16 protein-coding genes and 1 pseudogene are annotated in these 16,902 nt (G+C 70.3%); 10 read left to right on the top strand and 7 right to left on the bottom strand.

What is annotated here, in order from left to right; translation table 11 throughout:
• Positions 1-29: 29 nt before the first annotated feature.
• Entirely contained in the window at positions 30-803 is a 774-nt protein-coding gene (locus AB0M48_RS06565) for an SGNH/GDSL hydrolase family protein (protein ID WP_363836356.1), read from the top strand.
• Between the two features lie 3 nt (positions 804-806).
• On the opposite strand, the gene AB0M48_RS06560 is transcribed toward AB0M48_RS06565, so the two are convergent.
• The 5 genes and pseudogenes from AB0M48_RS06560 to AB0M48_RS06540 all read right to left on the bottom strand — a co-directional run bounded on the left by AB0M48_RS06560 (position 807) and on the right by AB0M48_RS06540 (position 7,160).
• Positions 807-2,615, bottom strand: a complete 1,809-nt coding sequence (locus tag AB0M48_RS06560; RefSeq protein ID WP_363836353.1) for a glycosyltransferase family 39 protein — start codon at positions 2,613-2,615, stop codon at positions 807-809.
• Positions 2,612-3,016, bottom strand: a complete 405-nt coding sequence (locus AB0M48_RS06555) for a hypothetical protein (RefSeq protein ID WP_363836351.1) — start codon at positions 3,014-3,016, stop codon at positions 2,612-2,614. Before AB0M48_RS06555 ends, AB0M48_RS06560 begins: the two co-directional genes overlap by 4 nt.
• A gap of 281 nt (positions 3,017-3,297) precedes the next feature.
• Positions 3,298-5,017 (bottom strand): annotated as a pseudogene (locus AB0M48_RS06550) (glycosyltransferase family 39 protein).
• Positions 5,018-5,035: 18 nt separating this feature from the next.
• Complete coding sequence (locus AB0M48_RS06545) at positions 5,036-6,457, bottom strand: HAMP domain-containing sensor histidine kinase (protein WP_363836350.1); 1,422 nt, start codon at positions 6,455-6,457, stop codon at positions 5,036-5,038.
• A complete protein-coding gene (locus AB0M48_RS06540; protein WP_363836349.1) occupies positions 6,435-7,160 on the bottom strand; it encodes a response regulator transcription factor in 726 nt (241 codons plus the stop codon). Before AB0M48_RS06540 ends, AB0M48_RS06545 begins: the two co-directional genes overlap by 23 nt.
• 109 nt (positions 7,161-7,269) lie before the next feature.
• Between AB0M48_RS06540 and AB0M48_RS06535 the strand changes: the two genes are divergently transcribed.
• The 4 genes from AB0M48_RS06535 (at position 7,270) to AB0M48_RS06520 (ending at position 10,349) form a co-directional block, all read left to right on the top strand.
• Positions 7,270-7,752, top strand: coding sequence for a hypothetical protein (locus tag AB0M48_RS06535; protein WP_363836348.1), 483 nt, complete (start codon positions 7,270-7,272; stop codon positions 7,750-7,752).
• A gap of 65 nt (positions 7,753-7,817) precedes the next feature.
• Positions 7,818-9,494: a 5'-nucleotidase C-terminal domain-containing protein gene (locus AB0M48_RS06530; RefSeq protein ID WP_363836347.1), complete on the top strand. Its 1,677-nt coding sequence runs from the start codon at positions 7,818-7,820 to the stop codon at positions 9,492-9,494.
• Between the two features lie 74 nt (positions 9,495-9,568).
• Complete coding sequence (locus tag AB0M48_RS06525; RefSeq protein ID WP_363836346.1) at positions 9,569-10,027, top strand: hypothetical protein; 459 nt, start codon at positions 9,569-9,571, stop codon at positions 10,025-10,027.
• Between the two features lie 10 nt (positions 10,028-10,037).
• Positions 10,038-10,349 (top strand): hypothetical protein, encoded by a 312-nt coding sequence (locus AB0M48_RS06520; protein ID WP_363836345.1) that lies wholly within the window; start codon positions 10,038-10,040, stop codon positions 10,347-10,349.
• A 43-nt stretch (positions 10,350-10,392) separates the two neighbouring features.
• On the opposite strand, the gene AB0M48_RS06515 is transcribed toward AB0M48_RS06520, so the two are convergent.
• On the bottom strand, positions 10,393-10,671 hold the full coding sequence (locus AB0M48_RS06515; RefSeq protein ID WP_363836344.1) for a hypothetical protein: 279 nt from the start codon (positions 10,669-10,671) through the stop codon (positions 10,393-10,395).
• A gap of 37 nt (positions 10,672-10,708) precedes the next feature.
• On the opposite strand from AB0M48_RS06515, the gene mug reads away from it, so the two are divergent.
• A complete protein-coding gene (mug, locus tag AB0M48_RS06510) occupies positions 10,709-11,203 on the top strand; it encodes a G/U mismatch-specific DNA glycosylase (protein ID WP_363836343.1) in 495 nt (164 codons plus the stop codon).
• Positions 11,204-11,395: 192 nt separating this feature from the next.
• Positions 11,396-14,230, top strand: coding sequence for a BTAD domain-containing putative transcriptional regulator (locus tag AB0M48_RS06505; protein WP_363836342.1), 2,835 nt, complete (start codon positions 11,396-11,398; stop codon positions 14,228-14,230).
• On the opposite strand, the gene AB0M48_RS06500 is transcribed toward AB0M48_RS06505, so the two are convergent.
• The gene (locus AB0M48_RS06500) at positions 14,220-14,771 is read right to left on the bottom strand and encodes a hypothetical protein (protein ID WP_363836341.1); all 552 of its coding nucleotides are present in this window, start codon (positions 14,769-14,771) and stop codon (positions 14,220-14,222) included. The two genes, AB0M48_RS06505 and AB0M48_RS06500, sit on opposite strands and share 11 nt — an antisense overlap.
• A 143-nt stretch (positions 14,772-14,914) precedes the next feature.
• Here AB0M48_RS06500 and AB0M48_RS06495 point away from each other — a divergent pair, with 143 nt between their 5' ends.
• The 3 genes from AB0M48_RS06495 to AB0M48_RS06485 all read left to right on the top strand — a co-directional run bounded on the left by AB0M48_RS06495 (position 14,915) and on the right by AB0M48_RS06485 (position 16,890).
• On the top strand, positions 14,915-15,385 hold the full coding sequence (locus AB0M48_RS06495; RefSeq protein ID WP_266040609.1) for a hypothetical protein: 471 nt from the start codon (positions 14,915-14,917) through the stop codon (positions 15,383-15,385).
• Between the two features lie 41 nt (positions 15,386-15,426).
• Positions 15,427-16,185, top strand: a complete 759-nt coding sequence (locus tag AB0M48_RS06490; protein ID WP_363836340.1) for an LLM class flavin-dependent oxidoreductase — start codon at positions 15,427-15,429, stop codon at positions 16,183-16,185.
• 75 nt (positions 16,186-16,260) lie between these two features.
• The gene (locus AB0M48_RS06485) at positions 16,261-16,890 is read left to right on the top strand and encodes a DUF4041 domain-containing protein (RefSeq protein WP_363836339.1); all 630 of its coding nucleotides are present in this window, start codon (positions 16,261-16,263) and stop codon (positions 16,888-16,890) included.
• Positions 16,891-16,902 lie beyond the last annotated feature (12 nt).

The following is a 16,902-nucleotide window of genomic DNA, read 5'->3' as shown; positions in this document are numbered from 1 at the left end:
GATCACCGTGCCACCTGATGCTGTTTCGCGTGCTGGTGTTACTCGGTGACTCGACAGCGGTCGGGATCGGCGACCTCGTGCCCGGCGGCTGGCGAGGCTTCGGCCCGATGCTCTCCGCCGCCTACTCGGACAACGGCTACCGCAACTACGCCGTCTCCGGCGCGCGGCTGGCGGACGTCAGACGCAGCCAGCTGCCGCAGGCGTTGCGGGACAGGCCCAGTGCCGCGGTGGTCATCGCCGGTGTCAACGACACGCTGAGGTCGGACTTCTCCGTGCGGCGGATGCACGAGGACCTCGACCACATCTGCCGCGAGCTGACCGCGGCCGGGGTCTCCGTCGTCACCGTGCGGTTCCACGACCAGGGCCGCGTGTTCAAGCTGCCCGGCAGGCTGCGGCGGGTCCTGAAGGACCGCATCGACGAGTACAACCGCGTGGTCGACGTGGTGGTGGCACGGCACGGCGTGCGGTGCGTCGACCTGCACACGATGCCCGGCGCCTACGAGCTGGCGACGTGGGCGGTCGACCGGCTGCACCCGTCCGAACTGGGGCACCGGATGCTGGCGCGGGCGTTCGCGGGCGAGCTGCGCGCGCTGGGGCACCAGTTCGGCGAGGTCAGCCTGGAGTGCTCCGGCGGGCGCGAGCTGACGGTGTGGCACCACGTGGCGTGGCTGGCGCTCAAGGGGATCCCGTGGCTGTTCCGGCGGGGCGCCGACCTGGTTCCGTTGCTGTGGAACGACGAGACGCCGGTCGAGGCGTGGCCGGTGCCGGGCGAGGTGTTCCCCGCCGACACCGGCCGCCTCTGACGATCAGCCCAGGTCGTAGAGCGTCTGGCCGCCGGCCGTGGTGGCCTCGAAGTTCGCCGCGACCCACTCGCCGATGTCGCTGCCGCCACCGCCGGGGCCACCGCCCCGGCCGCCCTCGACGTAGTAGCGCACCTTTCCGGCCGCGACGAGCGCCTTGAACTCGTCGAGCGTGGGCGCGGGATCGCCGCCGTTCCAGCCGCCGATCGCGATCACCGGCCGGCCGGACGCCAGCTGGAGCGACGCCGCGCTCTGGGCGCCGGTCGTCGCGGCCGCCCACTCGGTGCCGGTGGCCTTGAGCAGCTGCACGACCTCCGTGGACGACGTGCCCTCCCGCATGCCACCGCCCTGCTGGGAACGCGGGCCCGACAACGGGATCGAGCCGCTGTGCGTGACCGACGCGGTCGCCACGGCATAACCGGAGGTGCCCAGCAGCGCCGCCACGACCAGCACACCCGCCAGCCGGCGCCCGTGCAGGCCGAACACCAGTGCCAGCACGGCGATCGCGGTGACGGCCAGCAGGACCCAGCGCAGCCACGGCGTCCAGTCCGGTGTGCGGTCGAGCAGGATGAAGCCCCACACACCGGTCGCCGCGACCATGACCGTCAGCGCCATCCGCGCCGGGAAGTGCCCGCGGCCGCGCCACAGCTCGCTTCCCGCGATGCCGGCGACCGCCGCGATCGCGGGGGCGAGCGCCACCGTGTAGTACGGGTGCGTGATGCCGCTCATGAAGCTGAACACCGCGCCGCTCACGAGCACCCAGCCACCCCAGAGCACCAGCGCCGCACGGGTGCGGTCGGTGCGGGGCGCGCGGCGCAGGAACCACAGTCCGGCGCCGAGCCCGATCAGCGCGGCGGGCAGCAGCCACGAGATCTCCGGGCCCATGCTGGCGCCGAACAACCGGCCGATGCCCGTTTCACCGCCGAAGCCGATGTTCCCGCTGCCGCCCATTCCGCCGCCGCCGGGACCGCCGCCCGAATTGCCGAAGATGCGGCCGAGACCGTTGTAGCCGATGGCGAGTTCCCACAGCGAGTCGTTGGTGGAGCCGCCGATGTACGGGCGGCTGTCCGCGGGCCACAGCTCGACCAGAGCGATGAACCACCCGGCCGACACGACGACCGCGACACCCGCGCCCAGCAGGTGCAGCAGCCTCTTGAGCGGTGACGCCGGTGCCGCGATCAGGTAGGCCAGCGCGAGCGCGGGCAGCACCAGGAACGCCTGCAGCATCTTGGTGAGGAACGCGAACCCGATCGCCGAGCCCGCGAGCGCCAGCCACAGCGGGCTCGCCTTCTCCAGCGCCCGCACCGTGCAGTACGCGGCCGCGACCATCAGCAGCACCAGCAGCGCGTCCGGCAGGTTGAACCGGAACATCAGCGTGGCGACCGGCGTGAGGGCGAAGGCCGTCCCGGCGAACAGCGCCGCCGCCGGGCCGGACGTGCGCTTCACCGTCGCGTACAGCAGTCCGGCCGCCGCGACGCCTTCGAGCGCCTGCGGGGCGAGCACGGTCCAGCTGGAGAAGCCGAACACCTTCGCGAACAGGCCGCTCACCCACAGGAACGCGGGCGGCTTGTCGACCGTGATCGTGTTGCCCGGATCGAGCGAACCGAACAGCAGCGCCTTCCAGCTCTGCGACGCCGCCTGCGTCGCCGCCGCGTAGAACTCGTTGCCGTAGCCGGACGCCGTGAGGTTCCACAGGTACAGCACGGCGGTCGCCGCGAGCAGTCCGAGGAAGGCGATGCGGTGCAACACCTTCGTGTCCCGGCGCTCCCGCGGCTGCGGGGGCGCGACGGGCGTGGGGGCGAGAGTGGTGGTCATGCCGTGACCCTTTCCGGTGCGGTGACCGGCAGGGCCGGCGATGAACGGCGCAACCGCGCGATGCCGCGCAGGTCGGCCAGGGCGGTGGCGAGGACGTCGACGCTGGAGTGCGGGTCGTCGACCCAGTCCACGGGAACCTCGTGGACGCGCAGGCCCGCGCGTTCGGCGAGCACGAGCAGTTCGGTGTCGAAGAACCAGCCGGTGTCCTCGACGTGGGGGAGCAGCCGGTGCGCGGCGCGGGAGTGGATCGCCTTGAACCCGCACTGCGCGTCGGTGACGTGCGTGCCGAGGCTGGCGCGCAGCAACACGTTGTAGCAGCGGGAGATCACCTCCCGCTTGACGCCGCGCACGACGCGGGCGCCGTGCGCGAGCCTGCTGCCGATGGCGAGGTCCGAGTGCATGTGCGCCAGCACTTCCGCGTCCGGCGCCGAGCAAGGCCGGAAGCGAGGGGCCGCCCAGAGGACGACAGTCCATCGTGTACGCTCGCGGAGCCGGTTCGTGGCGAAAACCAAGCTGCGAACCGGCCTACCGCCGGGCTGGCGGGACGTGAAGTCTGTGGAGCTTGTGTAGGACCGATGGTCGGTACTCCGACCCTCGCCGTGAAAGCGGGTCGGCAACGGGCGGTGAAGCAGAAAACTCAACTCGTGAGGGGCGAATCTTCCCGCTTCTGCTGGGAGAGAGGTCAAGACGCGTCCAGTTCGTAGAGGGTGGCACCGGCGACGGTCGTCGCGGTGTAGTTCTCGGCGACCCACGCGGCGATGTCGTGGGCGGCGTCGCTGCCGGTCTCGCCCCGCATCATCCGGCCGGCGGCGACGTAGTAGTGGATCTGTCCACTTCGGACCATCTCCTGGAACTCCGCCAGGGTCGGCGCGGGATCGGTGCCGTTGAAGCCGCCGAGCGCCATGACCGGCTGCCCGCTCGCGAGCTGGAGCCCGGCCGCGTTGTTGGAGCCGATGGTCGCGGCGGCCCACCGGTAGGTGCCCGCGTCGTCCCGCAGGAGTGTCACGACCTCGGCGTCCGGCGTCGTGGCGTCGAGCAGTCCGCCCATGCCGCCCATCCGGCCGTCGGACGGGCCTGCGACGGGCAGCGCGCCGGTGTGCGGGGTGGTGACGGTGGCGAAGGAGTACGTGGTGGGGCCGAGCAGCGCGGCGATGAGCGCGACCGGAATCGCCCAGCGCATCGACAGCACCAGCCCCACCGCCGCGATCAGCCCCGTCATCAGCACCAGCACCGCGACGGGTGTGGAGAAACTCGTTGATCAGCGCGTGGCACTGCAGCGCGCTCAGCGCGACGGAGCCCGAGAGCACCGCTGCCGCAACGGGTTCACCGCGCCGGTCCCACAGCTCGGTGGCCGCGATGCCGACGACGGCGGCGATCGCGGGTGCCAGCGCCACGGTGTAGTAGGAGTGGATGATCCCGTTCATGAAGCTGAACACCCCGGCGGTGACGGCGAGCCAGCCACCCCACAGCGCGAGAGCCGTGCGGGCGCGGCCCTTCGTCAGCCACAGCCCGGCGACCAGCAGCACCACGGCGGCCGGCAGCAACCAGGCGATCTGACTGCCCATCTCCGCGCCCAGCAGGCGGCTCCACCCGGCTGACCCCCAGCCGCGCCCGCCGCCGACACTGCCGACCTCGTCACCGGTGAGGCGGCCGAAACCGTTGTAGCCCAACATCAGTTCGAGGACGCTGTTGTTCTGCGAGCCGCCGATGTAGGGCCGGTCCGGGGTGAGTTCGACGGCGGCGATCCACCAACCGCCCGCGACGATCATCGCGCCCAGCGCGCCGAAGAGGTGCAGGACCTTCCTGCCCGCCGATGCCGGTGCGGCGACCAGGTACACCAGCGCGAACGCGGGCAGCACCAGGAACGCCTGCATCATCTTGGTGAGGAAGCCGAACCCGATCGCCACACCGGCGAGCGCGAGCCAGAACGGACTGGCGTTCTCCACGGCGCGGGTCACGCAGTAGGCGCCCCCGATGAGCAGCAGCACCAGCAGCGCGTCCGGATTGTTGAAGCGGAACATCAGCACCGCGACCGGGGTCAGCGCGAGCACGGCACCGGAGATCAGCGCGGCCGCGGGGGAGAACCAGCGGCGCACGGTCGCGTGCAGCAGCCAGACGCTGCCCACGCCCATCAGCGCCTGCGGTACCAGGATGCTCCACGCGTGGACGCCGAACAACCGCGCGGACAGGCCCATCACCCACAGCGAGGCGGGCGTCTTGTCGACGGTGATCGCGTTCGAGGCGTCCGACGAGCCGAAGAACCACGCCTTCCAGCTCGTCGCACCGGCCTGTGCGGCGGCGGAGTAGTAGGCGTTGGCCCAGCCCGAGTCCCCCAGCCGCCACAGGTACAGCGCGCCGGTCGCGATCAGCAGGACCGCCAGCGCCAGGCGTTCTCGTCTCATGGGGACGAGAGTCGCGGCCTAGCCTGGGTCGGTCGTGTGCTCCCGCTGTGAACGAGCTGTGTCCGGAGATGTTTTCAGGGAGACCGTGAACGTCGTGTGGCCCGGCTTGCTCGCGACCGACACCTCGCCGTCGTGCGCGCCGACCACCGCGGCCACGATCGACAGCCCCAGGCCGGTGCTGCCCGCCGCCCGCGAACGCGAGGAGTCGCCGCGCGCGAACCGTTCGAAGACCTCCAGGCCCTCGGGGACGCCCGGACCGTCGTCGGTGACGCTGAGGTCGACGCGTCCGTTGTGGACGGACAGCCCGGTCGTGACGGTGGTGCCCGGCGGGGTGTGCGCGCGGGCGTTGGACAGCAGGTTGCCGAGCACCTGGTGCAGCCGTTGCACGTCACCGGGAACCGTGACGGGCCGCTCCGGCAGCGCCAGCTTCCAGTTGTGGTCCGGGCCCGCGATCCGGGCGTCGCCGACCACGTCCAGCACCAGCCGCGACAGGTCGACGTCCTTGCTCTCCAACGGGCGGCCCGCGTCGAGTCTGGCGAGCAGCAGCAGGTCCTCGACCAGCGACGTCATCCGCACCGCCTCGGACTCGACCCGGCTCATCGCGTGCGTGACCTCGGGCGGCAGGTCCGCGCCGGTCCTGCGGGTCAGCTCGGCGTAGCCCCTGATCGCGGCCAGCGGTGTGCGCAGCTCGTGGGAGGCGTCGGCGACGAACTGCCGGACCCTGGTCTCGCTGTCGTGCCGGGCTTTCAGGGCCTGGTCGACGTGACCGAGCATCGTGTTCAGCGCGAGACCGACCTTGCCGACCTCGGTGGCCGGATCGGTGTCCTCCTCCGGCACGCGTTCGGCGAGCGCGACCTCGCCCTCGTGCAGCGGGAGCTCCGAGACGCGCGTGGCGGTCTCGGCGACCCGGTCCAGCGGCACCAGCGCGCGCCGCACGATCACCCTGCCCGCCAGCGCGACCACCGCCGCGCCCGCGAGGATGAGACCGGCGAGGATCCAGACCATCTGCCACACGATGTCCGTGACGTTCGACAGCGGCAGGCCCTTGATGCCCATCCGGTCGGTGACCACGCGGAACTCCCCTGCCTCCCCGAGGTCGACGGTGTGCAGGGCCGACGGCGCGGCCGCCAGCACCGCGATCTCGTCGTCGGTGAGCCGGCGCGGCGCCTGCCAGCCGGGCAGTTCGACCGTGCCGCTGATGCTGCCGTCGGGGAAGATCCTCGCGTTGATGCCGGGGGGACCGTACGGCGAACCGGGCGGTGCCGGCCGCAGCGTCGTGACCTCGCGGTCGAGGTTGCTCATCAGGAACGAGTGCAGCGCGAGCACCGAGATCCCGCCGATCACCAGGCACAGCGCGGTGAGCAGGACGATCTGGCCCGAGACGAGCTTCGCCCGCAGGGTTTTAGGACGCAGCGTCCTAGGACGCGGGCTTGAGGACATAACCGGCGCCTCGCATCGTGTGGATCATCGGGGTGCGCCCGGCGTCGATCTTCTTGCGCAGGTACGAGATGTAGAGCTCGACGATGTTGGCCTGGCCGCCGAAGTCGTAGCTCCACACGCGGTCCAGGATCTGGGCCTTGCTCAGCACGCGTTTCGGGTTGCGCATCAGGTAGCGCAGCAGCTCGAACTCCGTCGCGGTCAGGTCGATCGAGGTGCCGCCGCGTTCGACCTCGCGGGTCTCCTCGTTCAGCGACAGGTCGCCGACGACCAGCCGGGTGCCCGCGTCCGCGTCGGTGACACCGGTGCGCCGCAGGAGTGCGCGCAGTCGCAGCACGACCTCCTCCAGCGAGAACGGTTTGGTGACGTAGTCGTCGCCGCCCGCGGTGAGCCCGGCGATGCGGTCCTCCACCGCGTCCTTCGCCGTCAGGAACAGCACCGGCAGGATCGGCGCCTCCGCGCGCATCCGCCGCAGCACCTCGAAGCCGTCGAAGTCGGGCAGCATCACGTCGAGCACCACCACGTCCGGGCGGAAGTCGCGTGCGGTCCGCACCGCCGTCGTGCCGTCGAGCGCCGTGCGCACGTCCCACTTCTCCATGCGCAGCGCCATCGACATCAGCTCGGCCAGAGTGGACTCGTCGTCGACGACGAGCACCCGGACGGGCTGCCCGTCCGGCCTGCGGAGTTCGGTCTTCACGGCGCGCATGGCTCCCATCGTGAACGCCGACCCTGTGTACCAGCTGTGAGCGATGTGCACAGCTCAGGCCTACTGCGCTCACAGGTTCGGCACAGCCGGCACCGACACCGTGGCTCCCATGACGGAACAACAGTCCCCGGAGTGGGGCGCACCCCAGCCCGCCGAACCCGCCGGGCGCCCGGCGTGGACCGCGAAGAAGACGGTGGCGGCCGTGGCCATCGCCGTCGCGATCGCCGGTGCCGGTGGCGTCGCGATCTACGCCGCCAGCGGCACGAACCAGCAGACCGGCGCCGGGGGCATGGCCGGCGCACCGCCGGACGGCATGCGCGGCGGCTTCAGCCTCGGGACCGGCACCACGACGCACGGCGAGTTCCAGACCGGTGAGGTCACCGCGATCAGCGACTCCTCCGTCGAGGTGAAGTCCACCGACGGGTACACGAAGACGTACGTGATCGACGCGGACACCGTGGCCGAAGGTGTCGAGAAGGGGGACACCGTCACGGTGATCGCGACCACAGCGGACGGCAGGTCCGTCGCCGCCAGCGTCGTCGAGCCTGGTCAGCGCGGCCAGCGGAACGGACAGGCCCCTCCCACGAGGTGATTTGGGGTCAAGTGTGAGCGGTTATGGTCGGGTGATCAGCCCGACCACAACCGGAGGTGAGCGGCGTGCGCACGTTCACACTGACTGTGATGGGGTCGACCGACCTGCACGGCAACCTGTTCAACTGGGACTACTACCTCAACCGCGAGTACGACGACTTCGCGCACAACGACGTCGGGCTCGCGAAGATCTCGACCCTGGTGAACGACGTGCGTGCGACCGTGGGGCGGCATCGCACGTTGCTGCTCGACGCCGGTGACACCATCCAGGGCACGCCGCTCGCGTACTACTACGCGAAGGTCGAGCCGATCACACGCGGCGCGCACACGCACCCGATGGCCGCCGCTATGAACGCCATCGGCTACACCGCCGCCGCGCTGGGCAACCACGAGTTCAACTACGGGCTGTCCGTCCTGCGGACCTTCGAGCGTCAGCTGGAGTTCCCGCTGCTGGCGGCCAACGCGCTGGACGTGGCGACCGGCCTGCCCGCGTTCCAGCCGTACGTGGTGAAGACGCTGTGGCGCACGGGCGGTCCGCCGTTGCGGGTCGGCATCCTCGGGCTGACGAACCCCGGCATCGCCGTGTGGGACCGCGCCCACGTCGACGGGGTGCTGACGTTCCCTGGGCTGGTCGAGCAGGCGCTGCACTGGGTGCCGGAGCTCCGGCGCAAGTCCGACCTGGTGATCGTGGTGGCGCACTCCGGGGCCGACCTGTCGTCGTCGCTGGGCGACCAGGTGCCGTTCCCGGAGAACTGCTCCGAACTGCTGGCCGAGACCGTGCCGGGCATCGACGCGATCCTCGTCGGGCACGCGCACGTGGAGATCCCCTCGCGGTTCGTGACGAACAAGGTGACCGGGCGGCCCGTGCTGCTCACCGAGCCGCTGTTCTCGGGCAAGCGGCTGTCGGTGATGGAGTTCGACCTGCGCCACGAGGAGCACTGGGAACTGGTGACGTCGCGGTCGTCCGTGCTGTCGTCGGCCTCGGTGGAGGAGGACCCGCGGATCGTGCGGCTGCTGCGGCACGACCACGAACGGGTCGTGTCGTACGTCAACGCGCGGGTCGGGACCTGCGCCTCGGCGATGTCGGCCGCGCGGTCGCGGTTCGAGGACACGCCCGCGCTGCGGTTCATCAACCACGTGCAGGCGCTGGAGGTCGCGAAGTCCACCTCGCTGCCCGTGCTGTCGCTGTGCGCGCCCTACAACCGGGCGGCGGCGATCCCGGCGGGAGAGGTGTCCATCCGGGACGTCGCCGGGCTCTACATCTTCGACAACACGCTGGTGGGCGTGCGGATGACCGGCGGCCAGGTGCGCGACCTGCTGGAGGAGTCGGCGCGGTACTTCCGGCAGGTGTCCTCGCCGGGACCGTTCTCCGCCGCCGAGATCTCGGACGACGTGCCCGACTACAACTTCGACATCGCCTACGGGCTGACCGCGCCGCTGACCTACGACATCGACATCTCGCGGCCGGCCGGGTCGCGGATCCTGGGACTGTCGTACGGCGGGGAGCCGGTCGCGGACTCGTTCGAGTTCGCGGTGGCCGTGAACAACTACCGGCAGGCGGGCGGCGGCGACTTCCCGCACATCGCCTCTGCGCCCGTGCTGCACAACCAGCAGCAGGAGGTCCGGCAGCTGCTGATCGACTGGGTCAAGGCCGCGGGCGTGCTGGACCCCGCCTCGTTCGCCGGCGCGGACTGGCGGCTGGTGGCGGGCGGCGAGCCCGTCGTGGTGTCCACGAACGAGTGAATTAGGCCGTGTTGTCCTGGGCGTTCCGCCCGAGGCGGTGGCACCCGGTCGGCCGGATGGGATAGTCCAAGCGCGTGCAGTTGCCGCAACGCGTTGTAGTCGGTGCATTGGTCGTGCCGGCCGTGCTCGCCTCGGTGGGTCTCGCGGCGCGTCCCACCCCCGCCGTGCCGCCCGGTCAGCTGGTGTTCGCGGTGCGCGCGTCGGAGATCGTGCTGGCGGGCACCGCCGCCTCCGCCGGGGAACGGCAGGAGGTGGTCGACGCGGTGCGCGCACTGACCGCCGCCCACCGGATCACCGACGTGATCACCCCTGACGCGGGCGAACACGTGCCCGTCTCCCCGGCCGTGGCCGTGTCGCTGCTCGCGGCGGTGCTCGACCACGACGTCACCGACTTCACCGGCGTCGTGCGCGGGAAACACCTGACCGCGTCGGCCCGCGTCGCGGACCCGGAACGCGCGGGCGCTCTGAGCGACGCCCTGCGCTCGGCCGCCCCCGGACTGCGCGTCGACGAGGACTTCACGACTACGGGCTAGGAGCTGTTCGGTGTTCGGGTTCTTTCTCCAGATGTTCCTGTTGTGCGCGGGAGCGTTCCTCGCCGGCGTCCTGCTGACCTGGCTGACCATGCGCTCGCGCGAGTCCGCGGCCGCCGAGGTCCAGCCGTTGTCGATCATGGAGGAACCCGCCGCCTCCGCGCCCGCGATCAAGGCGAACTCGCGCACGATGATGTTCCACACCCCTGAATCCCCTTACTACAAGCGCATGAAGGGCGACGCGTTCTTCCACTCGCCGGAGGACGCCCGCCGGGCCGGCTACACGATGTGGACGCCGCGCCCGCGCGTGCCCGCCAGCGCCTAGTTCGCGGCCTGGTTCGTGTTAGTTCGCGACTTGGTCCGGGCGTCTAGTTCGCGCGCAGCCACGCGTCGAGTTCGAGGTAGCCGGCGTCCGTCAGGCCGTGGCGCGGGTTCACCTTGAACAGCAGGGATTTGCCGTGGTGCTCGGTGACCCGGGCGCGGTCCCGCTCGCTGATCTCGTCGTCCACCCAGGCGAACGGCCTGGTGCCCGCCAGCGCCACCAGGCCGCGGGTCTTCCAGTGCAGGCCCTGCCGCGCGTCGGCGTTCTCGGTGTCCGGGTCGTCCGGCCAGGTGGCGACGGTCCAGGTCATCGACAGGTCGGCCATGGCGGGCACGCTACGGCGCACCTCGTAGGCTTGCCACGTGATTGCCGACGTGATCAAGCCCGGCCTCGAAGTGCTCTTCTGCGGCATCAACCCCGGCCTCGTGTCGGAGGCGACCGGGCACCACTTCGCGCGGCCGGGAAACCGGTTCTGGCCCGCACTTCATTTGTCCGGTTTCACTTCGTCCCAGTTCGCGCCCGCCGAGCAGGAGAAGCTGCTCGAACTGGGGCTCGGGATCACGAACGTCGTCGCGCGGCCCAGTGCCAGAGCCGACGAGTTGACAATTGACGAAACGCGGCAAGGTGCGATCGAGCTCTCGGAAAAAGTCGAGCGGTATTCACCGAAGGTTCTCGCGGTACTCGGTGTGACGGTGTACCGGGCGGCCTTCAACCGCAAGAAGGCGCAGGTGGGGCCGCAGCAGGACACCGTGGGCGGTGTGCGGGTGTGGGTCCTGCCCAATCCGAGCGGGCTGAACGCGCACTGGCAGTTACCGGCGTTGGCCGAGGAGTTCGGGCGACTCAAAGCCAGCCTGTAGAAACAGAACATAAGTTCACATTCATGCCCACTGAAAGTGGGCTGGACGGAGTGGGCTCTGGTCTGGTTGCATCCAGATCTGCGTCCGTTCGAGTGCATTCACCCAGAAGTGGAACCCCGGAAAGCCAGGCTGCGTCAAAATTTGGCAATGCCGTGCAGAACTCGGTGAATCTTCAACACTGGTGGGGGCACAGTGGAGGTCAGGATTCTCGGGCCGGTGGAGCCGTCGGTGCCGCCGAAGCCCGCGCAGATCCTAGCTGTCTTGGCCGTCGAGTGCGGGAAGATCGTGCCCGTCGAACGGCTCATCGACCTCATCTGGGGTGAGGAGCCGCCGCCGCAGGCGCGCAAGTCGCTGCAGGTGCACATCTCCAGCCTGCGCCGGGCAGGGCTGCCGGTCGAGCACCGCGCGGCCGGGTACGTGCTCAGCGCCGAGCCCGAGAGCGTCGACCTGCACGCGTTTCGCAAGCTCGTCGGCAGAGCGGGCGACCAGGCCGATCTCAAGGTGAAGGCGGACCTCCTCGGCCAGGCCCTGCAGCTGTGGCGCGGCACGCCGGTCGTGTTCGCGCAGATGCTGGACGTGCAACGGCTCGCGGCCGCCGAGGCGTGGGTCGACGCCGAACTGGCGCTCGGCCGGCACGCCGGGCTCATCGACCGGCTCGGGGCGTTCGTCGCCGAGTACCCGCTCGCCGAACGGCTGCGCGGGCAGCTCATGACCGCGCTCGCCCGCGCCGGGCGCCGGGCGGACGCCATGCGGGTGTTCCGCGAGACGCGCAAGGTGCTCGTCGACGAGCTCGGGGTCGAGCCCGGCGAGCAGCTGCAACAGCTCTACCGCGACGTCCTGGAGGGCTCGCGGGACAGCCGCCGCAACTACCTGCCGCGCGACGCGGGCGACTTCACCGGGCGCGACCGCGAACTCGGCAGGCTGCTCGACAGCGACGGCGGCGTGTGGTGGATCGAGGGGCCGGCGGGCGTCGGCAAGTCGGCGCTCGCGGTCCACGCGGCGCACCGGCTGGCCGACCGGTATCCCGACGGGCAGCTGTTCGTGGACCTGCACTCGCCGTCCGGGGCGCTGGACGCGTTGCTGCGCGCGATGGACGTGCCCAGCGAACGGATCCCGGAGTCCGCCGAGGAACGGGCGGCGCTGTGGCGCGCGAGGGTCAGCGGGCGGCGGGTGGTGATCGTGCTGGACGGCGTCACGAGCGTCTCGCAGGTCCGGCCGCTGCTGCCGGGCAGTCCCGGCTGCCTGACGCTGATCACCAGCCGCAGCAGGCTGTGCGGGCTCGAAGGCGTGCGCCGCGTCCCGCTGGACGTGCTGAGCGGCGACGAGGCCGTCACGCTGCTCCAGCGCATCCTCGGCGACGACCGGGTGTCCGCGGAGCCCGACCAGGCGCAGGAGGTCGCGCGGCTGTGCGGATACCTGCCGCTCGCGGTGCGGATCACCGGCGCGAAGCTGGCCGGACGTGCGCACTGGCCGGTGTCGAAGCTGGTCAGGAGGCTGTCCGACGAACGGTCCCGGCTCGACGAGCTCGTCGCGGACGACCTCGCCGTGCGGGCCGGGCTGGAGCTGACCTACCGGGCTCTCGACGAGAACGTCCGCCGCGCGTACCGGACCTTCGGGTTCCTCGGGCTGCCGGAGGTGCCGAGCTTCCTGTGGATGCACCTGCTGGACGAGGACGTGCTCGACCAGCTCGTCGACGCGCGGCTGCTCGACGTCATCGGCAGCGCGCGGTACCGGATGCACGAACTGGTGCGGCTGCACGCCCGTGAGCTCGCCGAGGCGGAAGACCCGCAGCAGGAACGCGAGGACCTGGTCAGGCGGGCGGTGATCGCCGCTCTGTCCACTGTGGACGGGCTGACCGAGCAGCTCTTCCTGGCCGTGCCGCGCATGCAGGACTCGCTGGGTGTCGTCACGTCCGCGGCGCGCCCGACCGACAAGGACGCCTGGTTCGCGCGCGAGGAGCCGTTGCTGACCAGGCTCGTGGAACGGGCCGCCGAGCTGGGGCTCGCGGAGATCGCGTCACAGCTGGCCGAGGTGCTGGTGTTCGCGTGGTTCGGGCTCAGGAACCGTTATGAGGCCTGGGAACGAACACACACAGCGGCGCTGGAGGCCGTGTGGAAGACCGGGGACGTGCGGCTGGAGGCGGTGCTGCGGTGCAGCCTCGGTCAGATGCACTACAAGCGCGACAACCTGGCGCAGGCGCGGTCGTGGTTCGAGACCGCGCAGACGTTGTTCGTGGACCTGGGCGACAAGCGCGGCGAGGCCGTCGCGATGAACGGCATCGGCATGGTCTGCCGTGATCTGGGCCTGTACCCGTGCGCGCTGGAGGCTCTCGACCGGGCCCGTGAACTGCTGGAGTCACAAGACCTCGAAGGCGAAGCGCACGCGCTGTACGGAATCGGCTCCATCAAACGGGAACTCGGCGACGACGAGGGCGCGTTCGGCACGCTGCGGCTCGCCGAGACCGTCTACCGCCGGGCGCGCAGCCGGCGAGGTGAGGCGCTGGCCGCCCGCGGGATCGGGCTCGTCCACCGCGCCCGAGGCGAACTCGACCTCGCCGAGGACCACATCCGGCGCGCCCACGAGATGGTCGCGGGCACCGGTGACGAACTGCTCGGCTGCTACACGGCGCAGGCGTGGGCGAAGGTGTTGCTGCGCAAAGGCTTTCTCGACCCGGCCGCGGAACTGATCCAGCAGGCGCTGGACGGCTGCCGCGACGTCGGTGACCGGTTCGGCGAGGCCCTCGTGCGCCGCACGCTGGGGGAGTGGCGGCTCGCGGCGGGTGACCACGCCGGTGCGCGGGTGGTGCTGACCGACCTGCTGCCGGTGTGGAACGACCTGAGCCTGCCGCTGTGGCGGGCCAGGACGCTGCGGGACCTGGGAGCGGTCCACGCCCGTCTGGGGGACGTCGAAGGCGCGGACCGCTCCTGGCGCGAGGCCGCCGGCGTGTTCACCCGACTGGGCACCAGGGAGAGGGGAGAGGTGCACCAGTGGCCGGCTCAATGGGCCCCGCCCGCACTCAGCCGGTGATCTTCTTGTACTTCCACGGGGCGTAGCCACCGCTCTTCAGCGAAGAGATGGTGACGGTCTCGTGGTCCATGTCCGTCGCGGTGCTGCCCTCTTCGTAGATCCACGCCGACGTCTTCGCCGAGTTGGCCCACTTCTCGAACAGCTTCACGTGACCGTTGCGCAGGATCATGTCGCCCGGCTTGAGGTTCGCCCAGGAGATCTTCGTGGCGACCTCGTCCAAAGTGGACGTGTTGCGGCTCGTCGTGAGCTTCCACGTCATGGACACGAAGCCGGAGCAGTCCGTGCGGTACTTCTTGCCCTTGTTGATGTCCCAGGCGTAGGCGGACTGGCTGTACGGAACCTTGCGGTCCCACCAGTCCTTGGCGCGCTTGATGACCTCGGTGCGGCTGATCGCACCGCCGTACCCGGCCGCCGCCTCGACCTGCGAGATGGCGGTCTCCTGCTCGGCAGGACCTTCCGGTGCGGCCTGGGCGATGCCACTCAGGCCACCCAGCAGACCCAGCGAGATCGCGGTCGCCGCGACTGCGTGGCGAATGCGCATGGTGTAGCTCCGATCGACTTGCTGTCGGTGATGACCGGAACTGTCCACGGTGGTGCCAAAGATCGGCCTAAGGCTGATTTAGGCCTTCCTTTACCGCTCCTTCCTAGGTTTCGCCGCACCTTGGGCATAAGGAGAGAGAGCACATGTTCGTTCGCACGATCGCAGCCGTGGTCGCGATGTTCGCCGCTCTGATCATGGGCGCGTCCGTCGCGTCGGCGGCCCCGGCGAAGTACACCCACACGCAGGCGACCGCGCAGTTGCGCGCGGCCGGCATCACCTGGACGTCGAGCGGCGGCTGCAGTGACCGCAACCGCCCGAACTGCACGTCCTTCGAGCAGATCAACCAGACGACCATCGCGGGTGCCAAGACGTTCAAGAGCGCGTCGGGCTGTGCGCTGACCATCACCGGCGGCACGGAGACCGGCCACGCGTCGGGCACGTACTCGCACTGGAACGGCTACAAGGTGGACTACCGGCTGTCCAGCTGCGTCACCAACTACATCAAGGGCAGCTTCTCGTCCATCGGCGGCAACAAGTGGAAGTCGAACGCGGGCAACATCTACTACCTCGAGTCGAACCACTGGGACGTCACGTACCACAACTGCGGTTGCTGAGGTTGTTGCTGATCTGAGGTGAGGCCGGTAGTAGTTGTCGGGTGATCACACTCGGCGCCGTCTACCGGCCCCAGCTCCCTCCCGAGAACCTGCGTTCCGTCGTCCTCGCGGCCGAGGAGTCCGGTGTGGACTCGTTGTGGCTGTGGGAGGACTGCTTCCTGGAAAGTGGTATCGCCTGCGCTTCGGCGGCCCTGGCCTGGACCTCGCGGCTGAAGGTCGGTGTCGGCCTGCTGCCGGTGCCGTTGCGCAACGTCGCCCTGACGGCGATGGAGGCGGCGACGCTCGACCGGTTGTTCCCCGGCCGCGTCCTGATCGGAGTCGGGCACGGCGTGCAGGACTGGATGGGCCAGGTCGGCGCGCGGGTGGCGTCGCCGCTGACGTTGCTGCGCGAGTACACCGGCGCGCTGAAGGCGCTGCTGGCCGGTGAGCGCGTCACGGTCGAAGGCCGGTACGTGAAGCTGACCGGCGTCGCGCTGGACTGGCCGCCGTCCGCGCCGATGCCGGTCTACGTGGGCGGACTGGGCGCCAAGACCCTGGACCTGGCCGGCGAGGCCGGCGACGGCACCATCCTCGACGCGTCGGCCGACCTCGACCGCGTCCGGGCCGTCAGCGCCACCCGCGAGCACCCCGTCATCGTCTACGTGGAGACGGACTCGCGGGACCGCGCGTTCGTCACGGATCTCGTCAGCTCGGTGGCCGCCGCGGGCGCTACCAGCGTGATCCTGCAACAGTCCGCCACGAGCGAGGACCCGGAAGGGTTCGTCCGTTTCGTGGGATCACTCGATGGAGTGAGCGCATAGCGTCGTAGATAACGGCGGATTCCTCCTTGCGATGGAACGGTCATGGGCCTTTTGTCGCCGATCGGGGAGGTAAGCATGCTCGGGCGCAAAGACCGCCGGATCGCTGAGCTGGAGCGGGCCGTGGAGGGCCTGCAAGAACTCCTCGCCCGAATCGGTGACGCCCGATCGGCGCAGACCGACGCGCTGGAAGAGGTCGACAGAGCCGGTGCCGAACTCGTAGCGCTGCGGCACCGGATCAACAACGCACGCGCCGAACTGCAGCCGTTGAAGGAAGAACTGACCCTGCAACGGGCAGGCGTGTTCCGCACCGACGCCACCGCGGACCACCAGGCGCAGCTGGACCTCATCCACGACGAGATGAAGACCCTGATCAAGACCGGCGCGGCGATCGAGGGTGGCGGGCAGGTCACCTGCAACGGATCGGACGCGACCGGGCGCAGGCTCGTCGAGGACTGGTCGGCGCTGATGCTCCGCTCGTACAACTGCGAGGCCGAGAACTGCCTGCGCATGCTGCGAGCCGGTGGCCTGGACGCGGCGAGGAGGCGGCTCGACCGCTCGGCGTCGGCGATCGAACGCCTCAGCGGGACGTTCGCGCTCCGCATCTCGCCGCGTTACCAGGCCCTGCGCGCGTACGAGCTCGAACTGACCGCCGACCACCTGCAGCGCAGGGCCGAGACCCGCCGCACCCGGCGGATTGCTTCCTGACCCACGGGGGTA

It is taken from the genome of Lentzea sp. NPDC051208 (assembly GCF_040682435.1).
In the GTDB taxonomy this organism is placed as follows: Bacteria; Actinomycetota; Actinomycetes; order Mycobacteriales; family Pseudonocardiaceae; genus Lentzea; species Lentzea kristufekii.
This window is presented reverse-complemented; position numbering and strand designations above follow the sequence as displayed.

What these genes read in the sequence shown, in the direction of transcription:
- AB0M48_RS06560 (WP_363836353.1), bottom strand. Translation starts at nt 2,615, where the DNA reads ATGACCACCACTCTCGCCCCCACGCCCGTCGCGCCCCCGCAGCCGCGG.
- AB0M48_RS06555 (WP_363836351.1), bottom strand. Translation starts at nt 3,016, where the DNA reads ATGCACTCGGACCTCGCCATCGGCAGCAGGCTCGCGCACGGCGCCCGC.
- AB0M48_RS06545 (WP_363836350.1), bottom strand. Translation starts at nt 6,457, where the DNA reads ATGTCCTCAAGCCCGCGTCCTAGGACGCTGCGTCCTAAAACCCTGCGG.
- AB0M48_RS06540 (WP_363836349.1), bottom strand. Translation starts at nt 7,160, where the DNA reads ATGCGCGCCGTGAAGACCGAACTCCGCAGGCCGGACGGGCAGCCCGTC.
- AB0M48_RS06535 (WP_363836348.1), top strand. Translation starts at nt 7,270, where the DNA reads ATGACGGAACAACAGTCCCCGGAGTGGGGCGCACCCCAGCCCGCCGAA.
- AB0M48_RS06515 (WP_363836344.1), bottom strand. Translation starts at nt 10,671, where the DNA reads ATGGCCGACCTGTCGATGACCTGGACCGTCGCCACCTGGCCGGACGAC.
- AB0M48_RS06500 (WP_363836341.1), bottom strand. Translation starts at nt 14,771, where the DNA reads ATGCGCATTCGCCACGCAGTCGCGGCGACCGCGATCTCGCTGGGTCTG.
- AB0M48_RS06495 (WP_266040609.1), top strand. Translation starts at nt 14,915, where the DNA reads ATGTTCGTTCGCACGATCGCAGCCGTGGTCGCGATGTTCGCCGCTCTG.
- AB0M48_RS06485 (WP_363836339.1), top strand. Translation starts at nt 16,261, where the DNA reads ATGCTCGGGCGCAAAGACCGCCGGATCGCTGAGCTGGAGCGGGCCGTG.